Here is a 21,028-nt window from a genome sequence, read left to right on the forward strand (position 1 = left end):
TCACACCGTGCCCCACATCACCCGCGCGCCATGACGCACCGCCACTGCACATCCCATCAAATATTTTGCCCAAGGCGAGGCCCCTCCACTGCTGCTTCGCGCGGTCCCCCTCCCCGTTCCGGGGAGGCTATCATGATCTTGCGCCAATCAGTTCGCGGCCGATCAGCATGCGGCGGATTTCATTGGTGCCGGCGCCGATGTCCAGCAATTTGGCATCGCGCAAAAACCGCTCGACCGGCCAGTCGCGGGTATAGCCCGCGCCGCCCAGCGCCTGCACCGCTTCGCCGGCGGTGCGGAACGCATTTTCGCTGGCCAGCAGGATCGCGCCCGCCGCATCGAACCGCGTCGTGCGGCCCCGGTCGCAGGCGCGTGCCACCGCGTAGACATAAGCGCGCGCCGACTGCAGCGCGACATACATATCGGCGACTTTGGCCTGGATCAGCTGAAACGTGCCGATCGGCGCGCCGAACTGCCGCCGTTCGCGCACATAAGGAATGACGGTATCGAGGCATGCCTGCATGATGCCCAGTTGCAGCCCCGCCAGCACCACGCGTTCGTAGTCGAGCCCGCTCATCAGCACGCCGACCCCGCCGTGCAGCGGGCCCATCACCGCATCGTCCGGCACGAAGCAGTCGTCGAACACCAGCTCGGCCGTCGGCGATCCGCGCATGCCCATCTTGTCGATTTTTTGCCCGATGGAAAATCCGGCAAAGCCTTTTTCGATCAGGAATGCGGTGATCCCGCGCGATCCGCCGTCGGGCGCGGTCTTGGCATAGACCACCAGCGTATCGGCGACCGAGCCGTTGGTGATCCAGTATTTGGTGCCGTTCAGCCGGAACCCGCCGGGCACCGCATCGGCGCGCAGCTTCATGCTGACGACATCGCTGCCCGAGCCGGCTTCAGACATCGCCAGCGCGCCGACATGGTCGCCCGCGATCAGTTTGGGCAGGTATTTTGCTTTTTGTTCGGGCGAACCCCAGCGGCGGATCTGGTTGACGCACAAGTTCGAATGCGTGCCATATGACAGCCCGACGCTGGCGCTGGCGCGGCTGATTTCCTCGACCGCGATCACATGATCGAGATAGCCCAGGCCGAGGCCGCCGTCTTCTTCGGCGACGGTCAGCCCGTGCAGCCCCAGCGCGCCCATCTCGGGCCACAAGTCGCGCGGAAACCGGTCGTCCCGATCGACCTCTGCCGCGATCGGCGCAATGCGTTCGTCAGCAAAGCGCGCGATGGTTTCGCGCAACATCTCGGTCTGTTCGGACAGGCCGAAGTCGAATTCGGGCGTGGCGCGCATGGCATCCTCTGGGTTCGATTTGCCCGGAGGGTATCGCATCGCGGATTGCACAGGAAATTGAAAGTGGGCGCGATGTCATATAGGTTTCATCTATGATCAAACGTCATCACATCCGCCAGTTCCTCGGCGTCGCCGATGCCGGCAGCTTCGTCCAGGCTGCGGCGCGGCTGCATATCACCCAGCCGTCGCTGTCGGCGGGGATTGCCGAGCTCGAGCGATTGGTCGGCACGCGGCTGTTTGTGCGCAACCGCCGGCTGGTGCGATTGACCGAGGCGGGCGGGACGTTCCTGCCGATTGCGCGCGATCTGGAGCGGGGGTTTCGCGCGGCCGACAGTTTCGGCCGGGGGGTGGTGCCCGATTGGCCGACATTGCGGCTGGGCACGATCCGCACGATCGCTGCGGGCGATCTGCGGCGCGTGGTCGAGCCGTTGCTGGGCGCTTATGGCGTCGAAGTGATCGAGGGGAGCGACCACGATCTGCGCGGCAATCTGGCCAATGGGCGGATTGCGTGTGCGCTGACGCTGCTGCGCGATGGCGAAGGGGCGCCGTTGTGGGAGGAACCGTATCGCATGTTCGTGCCGGCAGGACACCGGCTGGCACAAGCGGGCGAGGTCGCACCCGAGGACCTGGCCAGCGAGATCATGATCGCGCGGCGCGCGTGCGAAGTGCTGGAAGACACCAGCCGGTTTTTCACATCGGCAGGCGTTCGTCCGCGTTTCGCGCTGCGCAGTGAGAGCGACGAGCGATGCATGGCGATGGTCGCAGCCGGGTTGGGGATTACGACCGCACCAGTGTCGCTGGAGATTGCCGGCACAGTGGCGATCGATGTTGCGGGATATGCATTCAGCCGCAGGATCGGCCTGTTGTGCGACCCCGCGTTGGCGCAGGATCTCGCGACGCGAGGGCTGTTCGATGGGCCCATTGGCAAGGTACGTTAACCGCACTTCTTTCTCGCCGCCCGTTCAGGGGAGGGGCTGCAGGTCGCGATTGTTGCGACAATTTCATGCAAGCCTTGCACCGGGCGGCCAAGTGGTGTTCGACGCTGGCGGCATCCGGTCTGCGGATTCGCGCGTAATTCCTTTATGAGTGCTATCCCCGCCGTGACCGAAACGCCTTCCAATTCGTACGCCCCCAATTTGTACGACCGTCGCCTGGTGCTCCGGCACATGGGCACCGCCGGCGCTGTGGCGCTCGCATTGGCCGAAGGGGTGGGGGCATTGCCCGAAACGGCGCGGGGCGCGTCGGCGGCGCAGTTCGTTTCGCGCCGCCCGGCGCCCGCCGACCGGCGTTTCACCAGCCCGGCGGTCGAAGCCGAGATCGCGCGCGTCACCAAAAAGATCGGCGATCCCGAGCTCGCGTGGCTGTTTGCCAATTGCTATCCCAACACGCTCGACACCACAGTCGAGGTCGGGATGCGGGGCGGACGTCCCGACACTTTTGTGCTGACTGGCGATATCCCGGCGATGTGGCTGCGCGACAGCTCGGCACAAGTGTGGGGCTATCTGCCGCTCGCCAAATCCGATGCGGCGCTGCAACGGCTGTATCGCGGCCTGATCGGCCGTCATGCACGGTCGGTGCTGATCGATCCGTATGCCAATGCGTTTGCGCGCGATCCGGGTGCGAAATCGCCGCTGTTCTGGACCGCGCAGGACCAGACCGTGATGAAACCCGGTGTGGCGGAGCGCAAATGGGAAATTGATTCGCTGTGCCATGTCGTGCGGCTGGCGCGCGGCTATTGGCATGTGACCGGCGATACCACGCCGTTCGACGCCGAATGGCACCGTGCCGCGCAGCTGATCGTCGCGACCTTGCGCGCCGAACAGCGCAAGGACGGCACCAGCCCGTACCGGTTTCAACGATCAAGCCCCAACCCCTACGACACGGTGATGCTGGGCGGAATGGGCGCGCCAACGCGCAAGATCGGGCTGATCCATTCGATGTTCCGCCCGTCGGACGATGCCTGCGTCTTTCCGTTCCTGATTTCGGCGAACCTGTTTGCGGTACGCGCCTTGCGCTGGCTGGCGGAACTGGCCGGAAAGGTGTTGAACGATGCGGCGTTGGCGCAGGACGCCCTGGCACTGGCCAAGGAGGTCGAAACCGCGCTGGCCGAATTCGGCCGCATCGGCAAGGATGACGACGCGGTATGGGCTTATGAAGTCGACGGGTTTGGCAACACGCTGTTCATGGACGATGCCAATGCGCCCAGCCTGTCGTCGCTGGCCTATCTTGATTGCGTGCCGCGGTATGACCCGCTGTTTCGCCGTACCGAGGACCGCTGCTGGAGCGCGGCCAATCCGTATTTCTTTTCGAACGGCGGCCATTCCGGGATCGGCGGGCCGCACGAAGGGCTGGACATGATCTGGCCGATGTCGCTGATGATACGCGCGCTGTCTACCGACATGCCGAGCGTGGCGGCGGGGTGCATCGCACAGTTGAAAACCAGCCACGCCGGCACGGGTTTCATGCACGAAGCGTTCGAGGCAGGCAATCCGACGCATTACACCCGGCCGTGGTTCGCCTGGGCGAACGGGCTGTTCGGCGAATTGGTGATCAACCTGGCACGGCGCATGCCGCGTGTGCTGGCCGCGCCTTCGCCCTTGCGGCCGGGGTAAATCCTCTCCCTTTGGGGAGAATGTGTTGGCTTGCCCGCGATTTTGAAGCGGGTTAGGTGGCACGCACAACACTGTAAAAGGCATAACGCAATGGCCGGCATGACCAGGTTCGATTGGAGCGATCCGTTTTTCCTCGACGGGCAATTGACCGAGGAAGAGCGGATGATCCGCGATGCGGCCAAGGCCTATGCGCAGGACAAGCTGGCACCGCGCGTCATCTCGGCCTGGTCGGACGAGCGGATGGATGCCGAGATCTTTCTGGAAATGGGCGCGCTGGGTTTGCTCGGGCCCACGGTGCCCGAGGTCTATGGCGGGGTCGGCGCGTCCTATGTGTCCTATGGCCTGGTCGCGCGCGAGATCGAGACGATCGACAGCGGCTATCGCAGCATGATGAGCGTGCAGTCGAGCCTCGTGATGTTTCCGATCCTGACCTTCGGCTCGGAAGAGCAGAAGCACAAATACCTGCCGGGCCTGGCCAAAGGCGAGCTGATCGGCTGTTTCGGGCTGACCGAGCCCGACGCGGGATCGGACCCGGGCGGGATGACTACGCGCGCGGTGAAAACCGATGGCGGCTACCGTATTTCGGGCGCGAAGACGTGGATTTCCAACGCGCCTATCGCCGATGTGTTTGTCGTGTGGGCCAAATCCGATGCGCATGGCGGCGCCATCAGGGGCTTTATCCTGGAAAAGGGCATGAAGGGGCTGGTCGCGCCCAAGATCGGCGGCAAGCTGTCGCTGCGCACGTCGATCACCGGCATGATCCAGATGGACGATGTCGAAGTGGGCGAAGATGCGCTGCTGCCGCATGTCGAGGGGCTGAAAGGCCCGTTCGGCTGCCTCAATCGCGCGCGTTATGGCATTTCGTGGGGCGCCCTGGGTGCGGCGGAATTCTGCCTGCATGCGGCGCGGCAATACGGGCTCGATCGCAAGCAGTTCGGGCGGCCACTCGCTGCGACGCAATTGTACCAGAAGAAACTGGCCGACATGATGGCCGATATCGCGCTGGGCCTGCAGGCATCGTTGCGCGTCGGGCGGTTGATGGACGAAGGCCAGTTTGCGCCCGAGATGGTTTCGATCGTCAAGCGCAACAATGTCGGCAAGGCGCTCGAAATTGCGCGCGCGTCACGCGACATGCACGGCGGCAACGGCATTTCGGCGGAATACCAGGTGATGCGGCATCTCGCCAATCTGGAAACGGTGAACACCTATGAGGGCACGCACGATGTCCATGCGCTGATCATGGGCCGCGCGATTACCGGAATCGCCGCGTTCTGACGATCAGGGCCACCCTTTTTGGCGTAGTGTAATTAATGTCTATACATATTAGACCGGCCGTGTCAGGTTTTCCGCAGTGATGTGACAGTGGGGAATGCGGCAGGCGTGACCGGGGGCGACAGGACGATTGTACGCGCCGGTGCCCTGGTTGCGGTGCCCTGGGCCAATGGCGGCGGGGTGACTCGGATCATTGCGGAGCGGCCGGGCGCCTTCCGGCTAAGCCTGGCGACGATTGCCGATGCTGGACCGTTCTCGCTGTTCCCCGGGTTTACGCGCGTTTTTGCGCTTGTGTCGGGCCGGGTCGACCTGACCGGGCAGAGTGGCACACTCGATGCGCGCTCGGCACCGGTGATGTTTTCGGGCGATGAGCCCATGGCAGCCGCGCTGCCGGACGGGACAGCGCTGGCGCTCAATCTGATGGTGCCGGATGGCGCGCCGCGCCTGGCGATGGTGCGCCATAGCGGCGACGGACATCACGATGCGTTGGCGATTTTTGCCTGCGCGCCGGTCGTCGTCGATGGCACAGTCGCGCTGGACATCCACGATACCATGGTGTGCAATGGCGTGGTGCGCGTCGCAGGTTGCGCGCTGGTGGTGGTGCGATGATCAGGCTGGGGGTGATTGCGGCATTGCTGGCAATGGCGGCAGGGCTGGCGCTGGCCGGGTGTCACGCATCCGCGCCCGGCGGCGAACGCGAGCTCGTGATCGGCACCGAAGGGCTGTATCCGCCATGGAATTTCACCCGCGCCGATGGGCAACTGGCGGGGTACGAGCCCGACTACCTGCGCGTGTTGTGCGCGCGGGTGCACCGCCGCTGCCGGATGGTGGCAATGGATTGGGACGGCATGGTCGGCGCGCTGCAGACCGGCAAGATCGACCTGATCGCAGACGCGGTGCAAGTTACCGCCGAACGCGCCAATGTGCTGTGGTTTACCCGGCCTTATGCCGTCACCACCGGGGTCATCGCCACGTTGCGCGACGGGCCTATGGCCACGATGGCCGACACCGGTGCGCTCATGGATTTCGACCGTAAGGGCCCTGCGCTCGATGCGGCGATCGGCCGGTTGCGCGGCGGCCTGGCGGGCAAGGTGATCGGCGTACAGATGGCGGGCACGTTCGACAATTTCCTTAACCAGTCAATCGGGTCCGGCGCGAAGACAGGCGTAACGCTGCGGTATTATCGCACGATGGGCGAGCGCGATCTCGATCTGCTCAATGGGCGCATCGACGCCACGCTGGAGGATGAATCCTATCTGCGCCCGCTGACGCAGACCCGCGATGGCGCCGCGCTGGTGCTGACAGGGCCGCGCATGATTGGCGGGTCGATGGGGCGGGGCGAAGCGCTGGCGTTTCGCCCCGGTGACAAGGCGTTGCACGACGCGTTCGATGGCGCGATCGCCTCGACGCTGGCCGATGGCACCGCACGGCGGCTGGGGCTGAAATGGTTCCGCATGGATGCGACGCCCAAATGATCGACAGCAATCTCTCGCTTGCCGTACTGATCGGCTTTGGCCCCGATGGCTGGGGCTGGGCGCTGTTGGCGGGCGCAGTGCTGACATTGTCGGTGGCGCTGGCGGCGATGGCGATCGGGGCGGTGCTGGGCGGGGTCCTGGCGGCGATGGCGGCATCGCGGAGGCCGTGGTTGATGCGGATCGCGGCGACATACGGCCTTGTGCTGCGCGGCGTGCCCGAATTGCTGGTGGTGTTGCTGTTGTATTTCGGCACGCCGGAATTGATGGCCGCCGTCGCTGCGTTGCTGGGTCTGTCGGCGCCGGGATCGCCGCCCGCGTTCCTGACCGGCAGTATCGCGATCGGGCTGGTGTCGGCGGCATACCAGGCCGAGGTGTTCCGCGGCGGCATGCTGGCGGTGCCGCCAGGGCAAATCGAGGCGGCAATGGCGGCCGGAATGGGGCCTGCAACGCGGTTGCGCCGGGTGATCCTGCCGCAAGTGCTGCACCATGTGCTGCCGCCGCTGGGCAATATCTGGCAGTTCAATCTGAAGGATTCGGCGCTGGTGTCGATCACCGGGCTGGCGGAACTGATGCGCGTCAGCCTGGTCGCGGCGGGATCGACGCGGCGGCCGTTCGTGTTTTTTGCCGCCGCGATGGCGCTGTATCTGGTGATGACGAGCGCGAGCTCGGCGCTGTTTCGTTTGCTTGAACGGCGCGGCGCGCGGTGGGCGAGACGGTGATGGGTATGGGCATGCGCGCCGCCCCAACCCAGTTCGTCGCCCCGGACTTGATCCGGGGTTGTGCTTCTTCCTCGGACGTCGCGCAAAAGAAGCCTTGTCCCGGATCAAGTCCGGGACGACGAGTGGGGTGGGGTTTGTCCGCCATCGCCGGACGATTGGGTGAGGCGCGCGTCCAATATGCGGCCGCAATCTGATGGACTTCTTCGTCACCACCGCGCTGGGCCTGATTGCCGCCATTCCCGTCACGCTGCTGTTGTTCGTCGCCAGCGCGATAGGGGCAAGCGTGATCGCCGCCGGGCTCGTCGCGGCGCAGCAATCGCGCGCAACGCGCCCGATCGCGCAGGCGTGGATATTCGTGTTTCGCGGTACGCCGCTGCTGTTGCAGATATTCATGGTCTATTACGGGCTCGCCGCATTGGGGCCCGTCCGCCATGGATGGCTGTGGCCGGCATTTCGTGAACCGTTGTTTTGCGCGTGGCTGGCGATGACGTGTTGTTGTTCGGCCTATATCGCCGAAGTGTTGCGCGGCGCGTTGAATGCCATCCCCACCGGGCAGATCGAGGCGGCGCTGGCGTGCGGGATGAACCCGGCCGTGCGTTTGCGCCGCGTGATCGTGCCGCAGATGCTGCGGCTGGCGCTTCCTGCCTATGGCAACGAGCTGGTGATGATGATCAAGTCGACCTCGCTCGCCAGCTCGATCACGGTGCTCGATGTGACGGGCGTCGCCAGCCAGGTCATCGCCCACTCGTATCGCACGCTCGAGGTTTTTTGCCTCGCAGCGGGGGTTTATCTTGCGATGACCGCCGCGTTGACTGCGCTGTTGCGGCGTATCGAACGCAGCCTTGCGCCCGCTGGTTCCAGGAGAGCATGATGACGGCACCCGTTTTGCACGCGCGCGGCATAACCAAGAGCTTTGGGCCCCGCGCCGTGTTGAAAGGCATCGATCTCGACGCGCATCGCGGCGATGTCGTGTCGATCCTGGGTGGCAGCGGTTCGGGCAAAAGCACGTTCCTGCGCTGTCTCAACCTGCTCGAAATGCCCGACGCGGGCACGATCGAGATCGCCGGCATCCGGGCACCGCTGACGCATGATCGGCATGGGCGGGCGCGGATCGACAACCCGAGGGCGCTGGGCGTGCTGCGGTCCAAAACCGCAATGGTGTTCCAGGGTTTCAACCTTTGGTCGCATATGACCGTGCTCGACAATATCGTTGCCGCACCGGTGCATGTGCACGGGCTTGCGCGTGCGGCGGCGATCGAGCGTGCGCATGCCTTGCTGGAAAAGGTCGGCATGACCGGGTTTGCCACGCATTGGCCGGCGCAATTGTCGGGCGGGCAGCAGCAGCGGGTGGCGATCGCCCGGGCGCTGGCGACCGACCCGGATCTGATGCTGTTCGACGAGCCGACATCGGCGCTCGATCCCGAGCGGGTGCGCGAAGTGCTCGATCTGATGCGCGCGCTGGCGGACGAAGGACGCACGATGCTGATCGTCACGCACGAAATGGCCTTTGCGCGCGATGTGTCGAGCACGGTCGTGCATGTGCGCGACGGCGTGATTGAATCGATGGGGCCGCCGGGGGTGATGTTCGGCGCGGATGCAACGCCGGTGTTTCGCGGGTTCTTGTCAGCTTGATCTGATTTGCCCAACAAAGCTTCGTCATTCCCGCGAACGCGGGAATCCAGAGGTTGCGTCGATGACGTGGCGTTGGCGCGCGACTGCAACGTGAGACCTGGATTCCCGCGTTCGCGGGAATGACGAAGTTTTGTCGGGGAAGTCCGCTCTGTTTGGACGGTGACGGATATCGGAGGCCGATGCTGCATCAGGCGGGTAAGGGCAGCCCCGCGCGCACCAGATCGGCGCCCTGTTCGATCACTTCGTTCATCGGGCGATCGTCGGCGAACGGCGCGATTGCCGCACGCACATGCGCATGCAGCTTCGCAGTCGCCGGTGCGCGCGCATCGGGCGCCACGCCCAGATCATGCGCTTGCGCCGCAGCGGCCAGTTCGATGCCCAGGATCGTTTCGACATTGGCCACGATCGCCACCGCTTTCATGGCGGCGGCGGTCGGGTGCGACAGGTAGTCTTCCTGCAGCCCCGACGTTATGCCGCCGTCCAGGCTGGCGGGCGCGGCGAGGCGGCGATTTTCGCTGACGAGCGCGCTGGCGGTGTATTGCGCGATCATGAAGCCGCTCGATACGCCCGCTTCTGCCGCGAGAAATGGCGGCAGACCGCTGACGAGCGGATTGACCATGCGGTCGGTGCGGCGTTCGGACATCATCCCGATATGCGCGATCGCGATGCCCAGCGCGTCGAGCGCAATCGCCAGGCCGGTTGCGATCGCCTGCGCGGCGGAGCAGGCGCGCGGGGCCTCGGCGGTGCCCAGCATGACCGGGTTGTCGGTGACCGAGGCGAGTTCATCGTCGATCATGGTGCCGACATAGGCCAGCGCATCGCGCACACCGCCGTGGACTTGCGGGATCGAGCGCAAGCTGAGCGGGTCCTGCAACCGCGCGGCGCCCGACAGATGCGCGTTGCCCGCGAGCCATGCGTTCAGCGCGGCGCCGGTCTGCGCCACGCCGGCCGAGCGGCGCAGCGCCAGCACATCGGGCACAAACGCCGCCGGATTGCCGCCCAGGCATTCGAAGCTGAGCGCGGCAACGCCATCGGCGGCAAGAGCCGCGCGGGTTGCGCGCGCCCAGGCCACCGCGCCGAGCCCTGTCGCACACGGCGCGCCGTTCAGCAGGCTGAGGCCTTCCTTGGCATCGAGCACCAGCGGTGACAGGCCCGCGCGCGCCAGCGCCTGCGCGCCGGTCAGGCGTTGCCCCCCCTGATCCTGATCGCCGATCCGGGCATGGCCTTCGCCGATCAGCACCAGCGCGATATGCGCCATGTGCGTCAGGTATCCGACCGATCCGGCGCCGGGCACTTCGGGCACGATGCGGTGCGCCAGCAGCGCGAGCAGCGCCTCGACCACCGCGACGCGCACGCCCGAATGACCATGGGCGTGGTTGTTCGCCTGTGCAGCGATGATCGCGCGCACTTCGGCCTCTGACAAAGGCGCACCCACCCCGCAGGCATGGCTCATGACCAGCTGGCGCGACAGCCGGCGGTGCAGCGCCGGCTCGACCGCGCGGTCGAACAGCGCTCCGACGCCGGTGTTTACGCCATAGGCAGGTGTGCCGCGGCCCACGATCGCACGCACCAGGTCATGGGCTGCCGCAATCCGGCTGCGCGCCGCATCGCCCAGCACCAGCGGCGCGCCATGCGCCACGGCAGACAGCGCAGCGCCATCGAGCGGCCGGTCGAGCGTATAAGTCACAAGTGTCACCGGAATGCTCCACATGAATCAAAAACGGAATACCACCGCTAAAAAGGTGCCCGATAGACTTGTCAGCATCCCTCTTATGTATAGTCATATTAAAATTAGCCGCGTCGATGCAAGGAAGTTGTGCGGCGCGGCACATGTGCGACATGTTGCGATTGCCGGCCATGGCAACGCGGCGGCGCGGGGAAAATTTTCAGGAGGCCTGGTTTCATGAGGGATACCAACAACGTCGTGCCAAAAAAGGTCCTGCGCGATCTGATCCTGCTGACCGGTGCTTCGGCTGTTGCGCTGTTCGGCGCGCCGGTGCTGGCACAGACTGCCGACACGGCCCCGCAACCGGCCGATACCGCGCCGGCGGCCGGGTCGGGCGAAATCGTTGTGACGGCGCAGAAGCGTTCGGAAAGCATCCAGCATGTGCCGATCAGCATGCAGGCGCTCAGCCCGGCCGTGCTCGAACAGCACCAGGTCGCCTCGTTCGACGACTATGCCAAGCAGTTGCCCAGCGTGTCGTTCCAGTCGTTCGGCCCGGGGCAGAGCCAGCTGTTTTTCCGCGGCATCACGTCGGGCGGCGATGGCCTGGCCTTCGGCGCGCTGCCCACGAGCGGCGTTTACGTCGATGAAATTCCGGTCACGACGATCGGCGCGCTGCTCGACATGCATATCTATGACATGGCGCGTATCGAGGCACTGTCGGGCCCCCAGGGCACGCTGTTCGGCGCCAGTTCGCTGTCGGGCACGCTGCGCATGATCACCAACAAGCCGGTGCAGGACAAGACCGAGGGCAGCCTGGACCTGACCGGCGACAAATACGGCAAGGGCAATGCCGGCGGCACGATCGAGGGCATGATCAACCTGCCGGTGGCGCATGGCGTCGCGGTCCGCGCGGTCGGGTTCTACGAGCACCTGGGCGGGTATATCGACAACACGCCCAAGTCGCGGACATATGCCAACGTGTACAACACCAGCGACGGGCCGGAGGGCGGCACTGTAACCACAAGCGACCCCCTGACCGTCAACAACGGCAAGTATGTCAAGAACAACTTCAACGACGTGACGACATACGGCGGGCGCGTTGCGGTGGGGATCGACCTGGACAACGGCTGGAAAATTACGCCGCAGCTGATCGCGCAACATATGCACAGCAACGGCACGTTCCTCTACGACCCGGCGGTCGGCGATCTGCAGGTGCATGACTTCACGCCGGATTACGACACCGATCAGTGGCTGCAGGCAGCCCTGACGATCGAGGGCAAGATCGGCACCTGGGACGTGCTCTATTCGGGGGGGTATCTGGCGCGCAAGATCAATTCCGCTGCCGATTACAGCTATTATACCGTCGCCTATACCAATCTGCCCGGGTACACGCGCTTCACCGACAGCAGCGGAAACCAGATCGACCCGACGCAGCAGTTCAGTGTCTCGCAGAAACTGAGCAAGCACAACGAGGAACTGCGGATCAATTCCCCGGCGTCGTCGGTCGTGCGCGTGACCGCCGGGCTGTTCTTTGAAGAGCAGAAGAACCACAGCATCTACAACTACGCGGTCCCCGGTGCGGCAACGGCCAATTTCGCCAATTATGCCAACACCGTGAACGTGTATGGCGACGATCTGTTTCTGACCAACGCCAATATCACCGACCGCGACTATGCGGCCTATGCGCAGGGCAATTTCGACCTGACCTCGCATCTGACGCTGACCGGCGGTATTCGCGGATTCATCTACACCAACACGCTGACTGGATTTTCGGGTTATCCGTCATACGCGCCGCAGTGCACGTTCCCGCTCGCCACCCTCTATTCCTGCAGCAACAACGACAAGCGGTCGCACGGCTCGGGCGAGACTCACAAGGTCAACCTGACGTGGCAGATCGACACCGATCACATGCTGTATGCCACCTATTCGACCGGATTCCGCCCCGGCGGCAACAACCGCGACAAGGGTGCGCTGGTCGGCACGGTCTACCGGCCCGACACGCTGGACAATTTCGAATTCGGGTGGAAAACCAGCTGGCTGGATCACAAGATCCGCTGGAACGGGGCGGTCTATTACGAAAAGTGGAACAACCTGCAATATGCCGAACAGGCTGCGGGCGCGGGAATTACCAACATCATGAACGTGGGCGGTGCGCGCGTTTACGGGATCGAAAGCGATCTGCAGATCCGGCCAGTCGAGGGCCTGACATTGACGGCCTCTGGCGCGTACAACGATGCCGCACTGACCACCAATTTCGGCAACTTCGGTTTCGGCAACTACGCGCCGACCGGTACGCGCCTGCCGGTACAGCCGCGCTTCAAGGCCTCGGCCACCGCGCGTTATGAAATGCCGGTCGGGTCGGTCAATGCCTTTATCCAGGCGTCGGTCAACACCCAGACCAGTTCGAGCAGCCTGCTGGGCGTGATCGACGATACGGTGCTGGGCAACAGCCGGGGCTTTACCACCGCAGATTTCTCGATCGGCGGCAAGACGGGCAATTACACTTTCCAGCTGTTTATCCAGAACGCCTTCGATACGCGCGGATCGCTGTCGCACAACGCGCAGATCTCTCCGGCGGATTATGAAAACAACGCGGGGTTGCTGGGCAACAGCACGGCCGGGTACACGCGGACACTGCCGATCAAGCCGCAGTTCTTCGGCGTGAAGGTCGGCACGAAGTTCTGATGTGGCGGGCGCGGGGCTTTGCCTCCCGCTTGTTGCCTACCCCTCGTTCGTCACTCAGTCCTCGTTCGTAACTCAGGCCTCGTTCGTAACTCAGGCCTCGTTCGTCGTCCCGGACTTGATCCGGGACCAGGCTTCTTTTGGCGCAACGTTGGCGAAGAAGAAGCCTAAGCCCGGATCAAGTCCGGGCCGACGTGTTGGGTGGGGTGGGTAGGGTATAAAGGGCGGAGGGCGACGGCCGCGCTAGCTTGGCCCGAACCGCGCAATCAGCTCATAGCGATCCGCAACGAAATGCTGCCGCACGCGCGTCACCGTGTCGGGCCCGCGCCAGGTCAGGCGTTCGAGCATCAGGCAGGGTGCGCCGCGGGTAATGCCGAGCGCGCGGGCGATCGCGGGCGGCGCGGCGACGGCGCTGATGCGGTTTTCCGCTTCGGTCCAGGGGACGTGGGCGATCAGCCAGGATCCGGGCGGGGTTTGCGACAAGTCGGCATGGGCGATTTCGGGCACGAGGGTAAGGTTGATCAGGCGTTCCTCGTGCGCGAGGGGCAGGTCGTCGGCGTAGTGAATGCCGGCGATGTTGAGCACATTGCTGCGTGCGCCCAGCACGAGCGCGTCGGCGTGATCGGGGGCGATCAGCTTGCGGCTGACCAGCGACCAGCCATAGACCTGGCCGCGTGCGGCGATCGCGGCGGCCAGATCGGGAATATCGAGGACCATCGACTGCGCGCGGGGGCGCGCAACGAACGATCCGGCGCGTTTGCGACGATCGAGCATTCCGGTGGTGGCCAGGGCCGAAAGGGCCTTGTTTACCGTCATCCGGGCGCAGCCGTATTGCGCCATCAGCTCGGTTTCCTTGGGGATGCGGTCGCCGGGGCGGAGCTGGCCGCCCAGGATCGCGCCTTCGATTTCGGCACGGATGCGTTCGTGCAGGGGGATGGGCTTCATTCGAGCAATCCGGTGAGCGTGGCGCGATAGCGGCGGGTTATCGCTTCGCGCGCGTGATGACGTCCTTGCGTTACCAGCTTGGTGCCGTGGCGCCAGACGCAATCGATGGCAGTGCGGCCCGCCGCAAAGATCCAGCCGTCGATCAATGCGTCGCCCGAGCGGGCGAGCAGAGCGGGATGATCGCAGTTCAGCGTGACGATATCGGCGCTGTTTCCAACGGCAATGCCCGAGGGCGCGCCAAGCGCGCGTGCCCCGCCCGCGAGCGCGCCGGTGAAAAGCGCGGCGCCGGTGCTGGCGCCGGGCGCAGCCGCGAGCAGGTTGCGGCCACGATGGGTGAGGCGCTGGCCGTATTCGTAAAGGCGCAGTTCCTCGCTGGCATCGATCAGCACATTGGAATCGCTGCCGATGCCCCAGGCGCCGCCGGCGTAGCCGGGTGCGGGGAATACGCCGTCGCCCAGATTGGCCTCGGTGATCGGGCACAGCCCCGCGACGGCACCGCTTTGCGCGAGCAGGCGTGTTTCGGCAGGCGTCATGTGCGTGGCATGGACCAGGCACCAGCGGTGGTCGACAGGGGCATTGCTGAACAGCCATTCGACCGGGCGCGCGCCGCTCCAGGCGAGGCAGTCTTCGACTTCGCGGACCTGTTCGGCGATGTGGATGTGGATCGGCGCGGTGCCGGCCATGGCGACAAGGCCGGTCAGCTGTTCGGGGCTCGCAGCCCGCAGCGAATGCGGGGCGAGGCCGAGCACGGCGTCGGGCAAATGCGCGAGCGCGCGCCCGGCATTGTCGCGCAAAACTGCGAAACTGTCGAGATCGTGGAGGAACCGGCGTTGCCCCGCCGTGGCGGGTTGGCTGCCAAAACCGCCGTGGGCGTAGAATACCGGCAACAGCGTCAGCGCGATGCCGGTTTCGCCGGCGGCCTGCGCGATGGCGGCGCTCATGGCGGCGGGATCGGCGTAAGGCTCGCCAGTGGTGTCGCGATGGACATAGTGAAATTCGCCGACGCGGGTGAACCCGGTTTCAAGCATTTCGCTATAGGCGAGTGCGGCGATCGCGGCGAGATCGTCGGGGCCCATGCGTTCGACAAAGCGGTACATGACTTCGCGCCAGGTCCAGAAACTGTCGTCACTTTGCCCGCGCCGCTCGGCCAGGCCCGCCATCCCGCGCTGAAAGGCGTGACTGTGCAGGTTGGCCAGGCCGGGCAGGGCGATCGCATGGCGCTCATCGCCGGGCCGGGGCGCACTGTCGGTTTCGACTTGCGTTATCCGGCCCCCGGCGATCGTGACCCGAACGTTGCTGGCCCAACCCTGTGGCAGATAGGCCGTGGCAAAGTGCAGCGCCTGTGTCATGTGCGGGTCTTCCTTTCAGCCGGCGGTGCATTACGCACTTGCCGCGTTCAATATATGTCTATACATATTCGGGATAAGGGACAATGTTTCCAACGGGGTTTACCGATGTCCGGGTCATCAGCCATGCTTGAATGCGATACCGTGTGGACGGCCGCACGTCTGCTGCCAATGACCGATGTTGCGCAGCCGCTCGCTGTGATCGAAGACGCAGTGATCGCGGCATCGAATGGGCGGATAGTCTACGCCGGACCTGCGGCGGATGCACCGGCTTTTCAAGCGGCAAAAACGATCGATTGCGCGGGCCGTCTGGTTACGCCCGGGCTGATCGATTGCCATACGCACCTGGTTTATGGCGGCAATCGTGCGGGCGAGTTCGAAATGCGGCTTGCCGGCGCGCAGTATGAAGACATTGCCCGCGCCGGGGGCGGAATCGTCTCGACGATGCGCGCAACGCGCGGCGCAAGCGAGGCGGAACTGGTCGCGGCCAGCGCGCCACGCCTGGCCGAGTTGATCGCCGACGGCGTGACGACGGTCGAGATCAAATCGGGTTATGGCCTTGAATTGGCGGCGGAGCAGCGGATGTTGCGCGCGGCGCGGGCATTGGGCGAGCAGATGGGCGTCAGCGTGGCGACGACGTTCCTGGGCGCGCATGCGCTGCCGCCCGAATTTGCCGGGCGCGGCGATGACTATGTCGATCTGGTGATCGCAATGCTGCCGGTCCTTGCAGGCGAAGGCCTGGTCGACGCGGTCGATGCTTTTTGCGAAGGGATCGGGTTTTCACCGCACCAGGTGGAACGCGTGTTCATCGCGGCGCAGGCGCACGGATTGCGGGTGAAACTGCACGCCGAACAATTGTCGAACCTGCATGGCGCGGCGCTGGCCGCGCGGTATTGCGCGTTGTCGGCCGATCATCTCGAATACCTCGATGATGCGGGCATTGCGGCGATGGCTGCGTCGGGCACGGTCGCGACGGTTTTGCCGGGCGCGTATTATTTCACGCGCGAGCATCAATTGCCGCCGATCGCAGGCTTGCGCGCGGCGGGCGTACTGATCGCGCTGGCGACCGATTGCAACCCCGGCACCAGCCCGATGACGTCGCTGCTGCTGGCGATGAACATGGGCGCGACGCTGTTTCGGCTGACAGTCGCGGAATGCCTGATGGCGGTGACGGTCAATGCCGCGCGCGCCTTGGGGCGGTCGGATATCGGCGCGGTCGCGCCCAGGAACTGGGCCGATCTGGCGGTATGGGATGTGACGATGCCCGCCGAACTGGTCTATCGCATCGGGGCGCGGCCGCTCCATGCAAGGGTTTGGAGAGGTCAATGAGTATCCTGGTCCCGGGCAATGTCAGCCTGGCACAATGGCGCGCGATCTGGAACGGCGCCGACGTGCGGCTCGATCCGGCCAGCGCCCCCGCAATCGCCGAGAGCGCGGCAGCGGTCGCGCGCATCCTGGCCAAAGGCGCGCCGGTCTACGGTATCAACACCGGTTTCGGCAAATTGGCGAGCGTGCGGATCGAGGACGCAGACCTGGCGAAATTGCAGCGCAATATCGTGCTCAGCCATGCGGCCGGCACCGGTGCGCCCTCGCCGGTGGCAGTGGTGCGGCTGATGATGGCGCTGAAGCTTGCCAGCCTGGCGCAAGGCGCCAGCGGTGTGCAGCCGGGCACGGTCGCGCTGCTGGAGGCGCTGCTGGAGCGCGGCCTGACACCGGTTATTCCGTCGCAAGGCTCGGTCGGCGCGAGTGGCGATCTGGCGCCGTTGTCGCACATGACTGCCGCGATGATCGGCGTGGGCGATATCGACGTCGCTGGTGAACGGCTGCCGGCGATGGTCGCGCTCGAACGCGCGGGGCTGGCGCCGGTGGTACTTGGGCCCAAGGAAGGACTGGCGCTGCTCAATGGCACGCAGTTTTCGACCGCGAATGCGCTGGCCGGGCTGTTCGGCGCCGAGCGGCTGTTTCGCGCGGCGCTCGTCACGGGCGCGCTGTCGACCGAGGCGGCCAAGGGCACCGACACGCCGTTCGATCCGCGCATTCATGCGCTGCGTCGGCATGCCGGGCAGATCGAAACCGCAGCAGCCCTGCGCGACCTGATGGCGGGCAGCACAATCCGCGCGAGCCACCGCGAGGATGATCCGCGCGTGCAGGATCCGTATTGCCTCCGCTGCCAGCCGCAAGTGATGGGCGCGGTGCTGACCGTGTTGCGCCAGGCCGCGGCAACGCTGGAGGACGAAGCCAATGGCGTGACTGACAATCCGCTGATCTTTGCCGAATCCGACGAAGCGCTGTCGGGCGGCAATTTCCATGCCGAGCCGGTGGCCTTTGCCGCCGACATGATCGCGATCGCGGTGTGCGAAATCGGCTCGATCGCCGAACGGCGCGTGGCGATGCTGGTCGATCCGGCGCTGTCGGCCTTGCCGGCATTCCTGACACCGCATCCGGGGCTCAATTCGGGGTTCATGATCCCGCAAGTCACCGCCGCCGCGCTGGTGTCGGAAAACAAGCAGATGGCCTATCCCGCCAGCGTCGATTCGATTCCGACCAGCGCCAACCAGGAAGACCATGTTTCGATGGCCGCCCATGGCGCGCGGCGGCTGGCGGGCATGGTCGCAAATGCCGAGGCCGTCGTGGGCATCGAATTGCTGGCAGCGGTGCAGGGGTGCGAATTTCACCTGCCGCTGGCGTCGTCCCCGGCGCTGGAAGCGGCGCGAAAGGTGTTGCGCGATGTCGTGCCGCCGCTCGATGAAGACCGGCATTTCCACCCGGATATGGAAGCGGCCAATGCGATCGTGCGCGCCGGCACGCTGGCCGACGTCGTCGGGCGCCCCTTGCCGGGGGTGTGCGAATGAGCTGGCTGTCGGTCCACCGCGGCGAGGCGCCGCTGGTGATCGCGTTTCCGCATGGCGGGACCGATCTGGCGGGGTATGACGGGCAGTTCGCGTCGCCGTGGCTGGCCCGGCGCGATGCCGATTGGTGGATCGCCGAACTGTATGCGTTTGCGCGCGATCTGGGCGCGACCACGGTGACGACGTCGATCAGCCGCAGCGTGATCGACTGCAATCGCGATCCGTCGGGTGCGTCGCTCTATCCGGGCGCGGCGACGACCGAGCTGGTGCCGACGACGACATTCGATGGCGAGCCCTTGTATGCCGGTGCGGTGCCCGATGCTGCCGATATTGCTGCGCGGCGCACGGCGTATTTCGATCCGTACCATGCAGCGCTTGCCGCTGAGATCGAACGCCTGCGCGCCAGGCACCCGTGCATCGTGGTCTATGACGCGCATTCGATCCGCAGCCATATCCCGCGCCTGTTCGATGGCGAACTGCCGCAATTCAACATCGGCACCAACAGCGGAGCCAGTTGCGATCCTGCGCTGACCGCCGGCGTCGCGGCGCCGTGCGCCGCATCGGGGCTGGGCCATGTCGTCGATGGCCGCTTCAAGGGCGGATGGACGACGCGCCATCATGGTGACCCGCGGCGCGGCATTCATGCCGTGCAGATGGAGCTGGCCTTGCGCGGCTATGTCGCCGAACCCGCGCTTGTCGAGCCGGCAAACTGGCCTGCGCCGCTCGACCCCGCGCCCGTCATCGCCCCCACCTTGCGCAGCGTGATCGCTGCCGCACTCGCTTTTGCCAAATCCGGAGAGCCCGCATGAGCAACCGTCCAGAAAACACGCGCACCGACAACACCCGCGTCATCCGCCCCGCGACCGGCACCACGCTGACGGCCAAATCGTGGCTGACCGAGGCGCCGCTGCGGATGCTGATGAACAATCTGCACCCCGATGTCGCCGAACGGCCCGAGGAACTGGTCGTCTATGGCGGGATCGGCCGCGCCGCGCGCGACTGGGCCAGCTATGACAAGATCGTCGCCGCGCTGACCACGCTGGAGGATGACCAGACGCTGCTCGTGCAATCAGGCAAGCCGGTCGGCGTGTTCCGCACGCATGCCGATGCGCCGCGCGTGCTGATCGCCAATTCGAACCTCGTACCCAAATGGGCGACGTGGGAGCATTTCAACGAGCTCGATCGCAAGGGCCTGGCAATGTATGGCCAGATGACTGCGGGATCGTGGATCTATATCGGCACGCAGGGCATCGTGCAGGGTACGTACGAGACATTCGTCGAGATGGGCCGACGGCACTACAATGGCGACCTGGCAGGCAAATGGATCCTTACGGCAGGGCTTGGCGGCATGGGCGGCGCGCAACCGCTGGCGGCGGTGATGGCGGGCGCAAGCTGCCTGGCGATCGAATGCCAGGCCAGCCGGATCGAGATGCGCCTGCGCACCGGCTATCTCGATCGCAGCGCGGCGACGCTCGATGAAGCGATGGCGATTATCCACGAGGCTAATGCCGCAAAGACACCCGTCTCGGTAGGGCTGATCGGCAACGCGGCGGAAATCCTGCCCGAAATGCTCGCCAAAGGCATTCGCCCCGATATCCTGACCGACCAGACCAGCGCGCACGATCCGATCAATGGCTATCTGCCCGCCGGCTGGACTGTCGCCGAGTGGACGGAAAGGCGCGAGCGCGATCCTGAATCGGTCGCGATGGCGGCCAAGGAAAGCATGGCGCGCCATGTCGAGGCGATGCTGGCGTTCCAGGCGCTCGGCGTGCCGACGACCGATTATGGCAACAACATCCGCCAGATGGCGTTCGATGAAGGCGTGGCCGATGCGTTCGGATTTCCGGGGTTTGTTCCGGCCTATATCCGCCCGCTGTTCTGCCGTGGCATCGGCCCGTTCCGCTGGGCAGCGCTGTCGGGCGATCCCGAAGACATCTATCGCACCGATGCCAAGGTCAAGGAGCTGATCCCCGACAACCCCGCGCTGCACCGCTGGCTGGATATGGCGCGCGAAAAGATCCGGTTTCAGGGCATGCCCGCGCGCATCTGCTGGGTGGGCCTGGGTGATCGGCACCGTCTGGGACTGGCGTTCAACGACATGGTCGCGAGCGGCGAACTGAAGGCGCCGGTGGTGATCGGGCGCGATCATCTTGATTCCGGCTCGGTCGCCAGCCCGAACCGCGAGACCGAGGCGATGCTCGACGGATCTGACGCGGTGTCGGACTGGCCGCTGCTCAACGCCTTGCTCAATTGCGCGAGCGGCGCGACCTGGGTGTCGCTGCATCATGGCGGCGGCGTCGGCATGGGCTATTCGCAGCATTCGGGCATGGTCATCGTCGCCGACGGCACGCCCGAGGCGGCAAAGCGGCTGGAGCGCGTGCTATGGAACGACCCCGCGACCGGCGTGATGCGTCACGCCGATGCCGGGTATGACATCGCGCTCGATTGCGCGCGCGAACAGGGGCTGGATCTGCCGGGTATCCTGGGGTGAAGGCCTGCGCCGGATAGAGCACCCCCCGCTCGGCAAGCGCGG

At 65.4% G+C, this 21,028-nt stretch carries 17 protein-coding genes; 13 read left to right on the forward strand and 4 right to left on the reverse strand.

Annotated features, from left to right (window positions below; genetic code table 11):
• Positions 1-130: 130 nt before the first annotated feature.
• Positions 131-1,297: an isovaleryl-CoA dehydrogenase gene (locus ACOOE2_RS09460; RefSeq protein WP_420384588.1), complete on the reverse strand. Its 1,167-nt coding sequence runs from the start codon at positions 1,295-1,297 to the stop codon at positions 131-133.
• A gap of 92 nt (positions 1,298-1,389) precedes the next feature.
• On the opposite strand from ACOOE2_RS09460, the gene ACOOE2_RS09465 reads away from it, so the two are divergent.
• The 8 genes from ACOOE2_RS09465 (at position 1,390) to ACOOE2_RS09500 (ending at position 9,007) form a co-directional block, all read left to right on the forward strand.
• Positions 1,390-2,235: a LysR family transcriptional regulator gene (locus ACOOE2_RS09465; protein WP_420382763.1), complete on the forward strand. Its 846-nt coding sequence runs from the start codon at positions 1,390-1,392 to the stop codon at positions 2,233-2,235.
• 228 nt (positions 2,236-2,463) lie between these two features.
• Positions 2,464-3,909 (forward strand): glycoside hydrolase family 125 protein, encoded by a 1,446-nt coding sequence (locus ACOOE2_RS09470; RefSeq protein WP_420384589.1) that lies wholly within the window; start codon positions 2,464-2,466, stop codon positions 3,907-3,909.
• Between the two features lie 90 nt (positions 3,910-3,999).
• A complete protein-coding gene (locus ACOOE2_RS09475) occupies positions 4,000-5,184 on the forward strand; it encodes an acyl-CoA dehydrogenase (protein ID WP_420382764.1) in 1,185 nt (394 codons plus the stop codon).
• 105 nt (positions 5,185-5,289) lie between these two features.
• Positions 5,290-5,790, forward strand: coding sequence for a HutD family protein (locus ACOOE2_RS09480; protein ID WP_420382765.1), 501 nt, complete (start codon positions 5,290-5,292; stop codon positions 5,788-5,790).
• A complete protein-coding gene (locus ACOOE2_RS09485; protein ID WP_420382766.1) occupies positions 5,787-6,656 on the forward strand; it encodes a transporter substrate-binding domain-containing protein in 870 nt (289 codons plus the stop codon). The genes ACOOE2_RS09480 and ACOOE2_RS09485 overlap by 4 nt, the downstream gene beginning before the upstream one ends.
• A complete protein-coding gene (locus tag ACOOE2_RS09490; protein ID WP_420382767.1) occupies positions 6,653-7,375 on the forward strand; it encodes an ABC transporter permease in 723 nt (240 codons plus the stop codon). Before ACOOE2_RS09485 ends, ACOOE2_RS09490 begins: the two co-directional genes overlap by 4 nt.
• A gap of 193 nt (positions 7,376-7,568) precedes the next feature.
• The gene (locus ACOOE2_RS09495; RefSeq protein WP_420382768.1) at positions 7,569-8,246 is read left to right on the forward strand and encodes an ABC transporter permease; all 678 of its coding nucleotides are present in this window, start codon (positions 7,569-7,571) and stop codon (positions 8,244-8,246) included.
• Positions 8,246-9,007, forward strand: a complete 762-nt coding sequence (locus ACOOE2_RS09500) for an ATP-binding cassette domain-containing protein (protein ID WP_420382769.1) — start codon at positions 8,246-8,248, stop codon at positions 9,005-9,007. Before ACOOE2_RS09495 ends, ACOOE2_RS09500 begins: the two co-directional genes overlap by 1 nt.
• A 187-nt stretch (positions 9,008-9,194) precedes the next feature.
• On the opposite strand, the gene ACOOE2_RS09505 is transcribed toward ACOOE2_RS09500, so the two are convergent.
• Positions 9,195-10,703: an HAL/PAL/TAL family ammonia-lyase gene (locus ACOOE2_RS09505; protein WP_420382770.1), complete on the reverse strand. Its 1,509-nt coding sequence runs from the start codon at positions 10,701-10,703 to the stop codon at positions 9,195-9,197.
• A 207-nt stretch (positions 10,704-10,910) separates the two neighbouring features.
• On the opposite strand from ACOOE2_RS09505, the gene ACOOE2_RS09510 reads away from it, so the two are divergent.
• Positions 10,911-13,358 carry a TonB-dependent receptor gene (locus ACOOE2_RS09510; RefSeq protein WP_420382771.1) on the forward strand — a complete coding sequence of 816 codons (2,448 nt, stop codon included), beginning with the start codon at positions 10,911-10,913 and terminating at the stop codon, positions 13,356-13,358.
• Positions 13,359-13,598: 240 nt separating this feature from the next.
• Here ACOOE2_RS09510 and hutC read toward each other — a convergent pair whose 3' ends face one another.
• A complete protein-coding gene (gene hutC / locus ACOOE2_RS09515; RefSeq protein WP_420382772.1) occupies positions 13,599-14,300 on the reverse strand; it encodes a histidine utilization repressor in 702 nt (233 codons plus the stop codon).
• A complete protein-coding gene (locus tag ACOOE2_RS09520; RefSeq protein ID WP_420382773.1) occupies positions 14,297-15,649 on the reverse strand; it encodes a formimidoylglutamate deiminase in 1,353 nt (450 codons plus the stop codon). Before ACOOE2_RS09520 ends, hutC begins: the two co-directional genes overlap by 4 nt.
• 105 nt (positions 15,650-15,754) lie before the next feature.
• On the opposite strand from ACOOE2_RS09520, the gene hutI reads away from it, so the two are divergent.
• Genes hutI through hutU form a run of 4 tightly spaced genes read left to right on the forward strand, consistent with a single transcriptional unit; the run spans position 15,755 to position 20,986 of the window.
• Complete coding sequence (gene hutI / locus ACOOE2_RS09525; RefSeq protein ID WP_420382774.1) at positions 15,755-16,975, forward strand: imidazolonepropionase; 1,221 nt, start codon at positions 15,755-15,757, stop codon at positions 16,973-16,975.
• Positions 16,972-18,498: a histidine ammonia-lyase gene (hutH, locus tag ACOOE2_RS09530; protein ID WP_420382775.1), complete on the forward strand. Its 1,527-nt coding sequence runs from the start codon at positions 16,972-16,974 to the stop codon at positions 18,496-18,498. Before hutI ends, hutH begins: the two co-directional genes overlap by 4 nt.
• Entirely contained in the window at positions 18,495-19,304 is an 810-nt protein-coding gene (hutG, locus tag ACOOE2_RS09535; protein ID WP_420382776.1) for an N-formylglutamate deformylase, read from the forward strand. Before hutH ends, hutG begins: the two co-directional genes overlap by 4 nt.
• On the forward strand, positions 19,301-20,986 hold the full coding sequence (gene hutU, locus ACOOE2_RS09540) for a urocanate hydratase (protein ID WP_420382777.1): 1,686 nt from the start codon (positions 19,301-19,303) through the stop codon (positions 20,984-20,986). The genes hutG and hutU overlap by 4 nt, the downstream gene beginning before the upstream one ends.
• Positions 20,987-21,028: the final 42 nt, after the last annotated feature.

Source organism: Novosphingobium sp., assembly GCF_965214355.1.
Taxonomy (GTDB): Bacteria; Pseudomonadota; Alphaproteobacteria; order Sphingomonadales; family Sphingomonadaceae; genus Novosphingobium.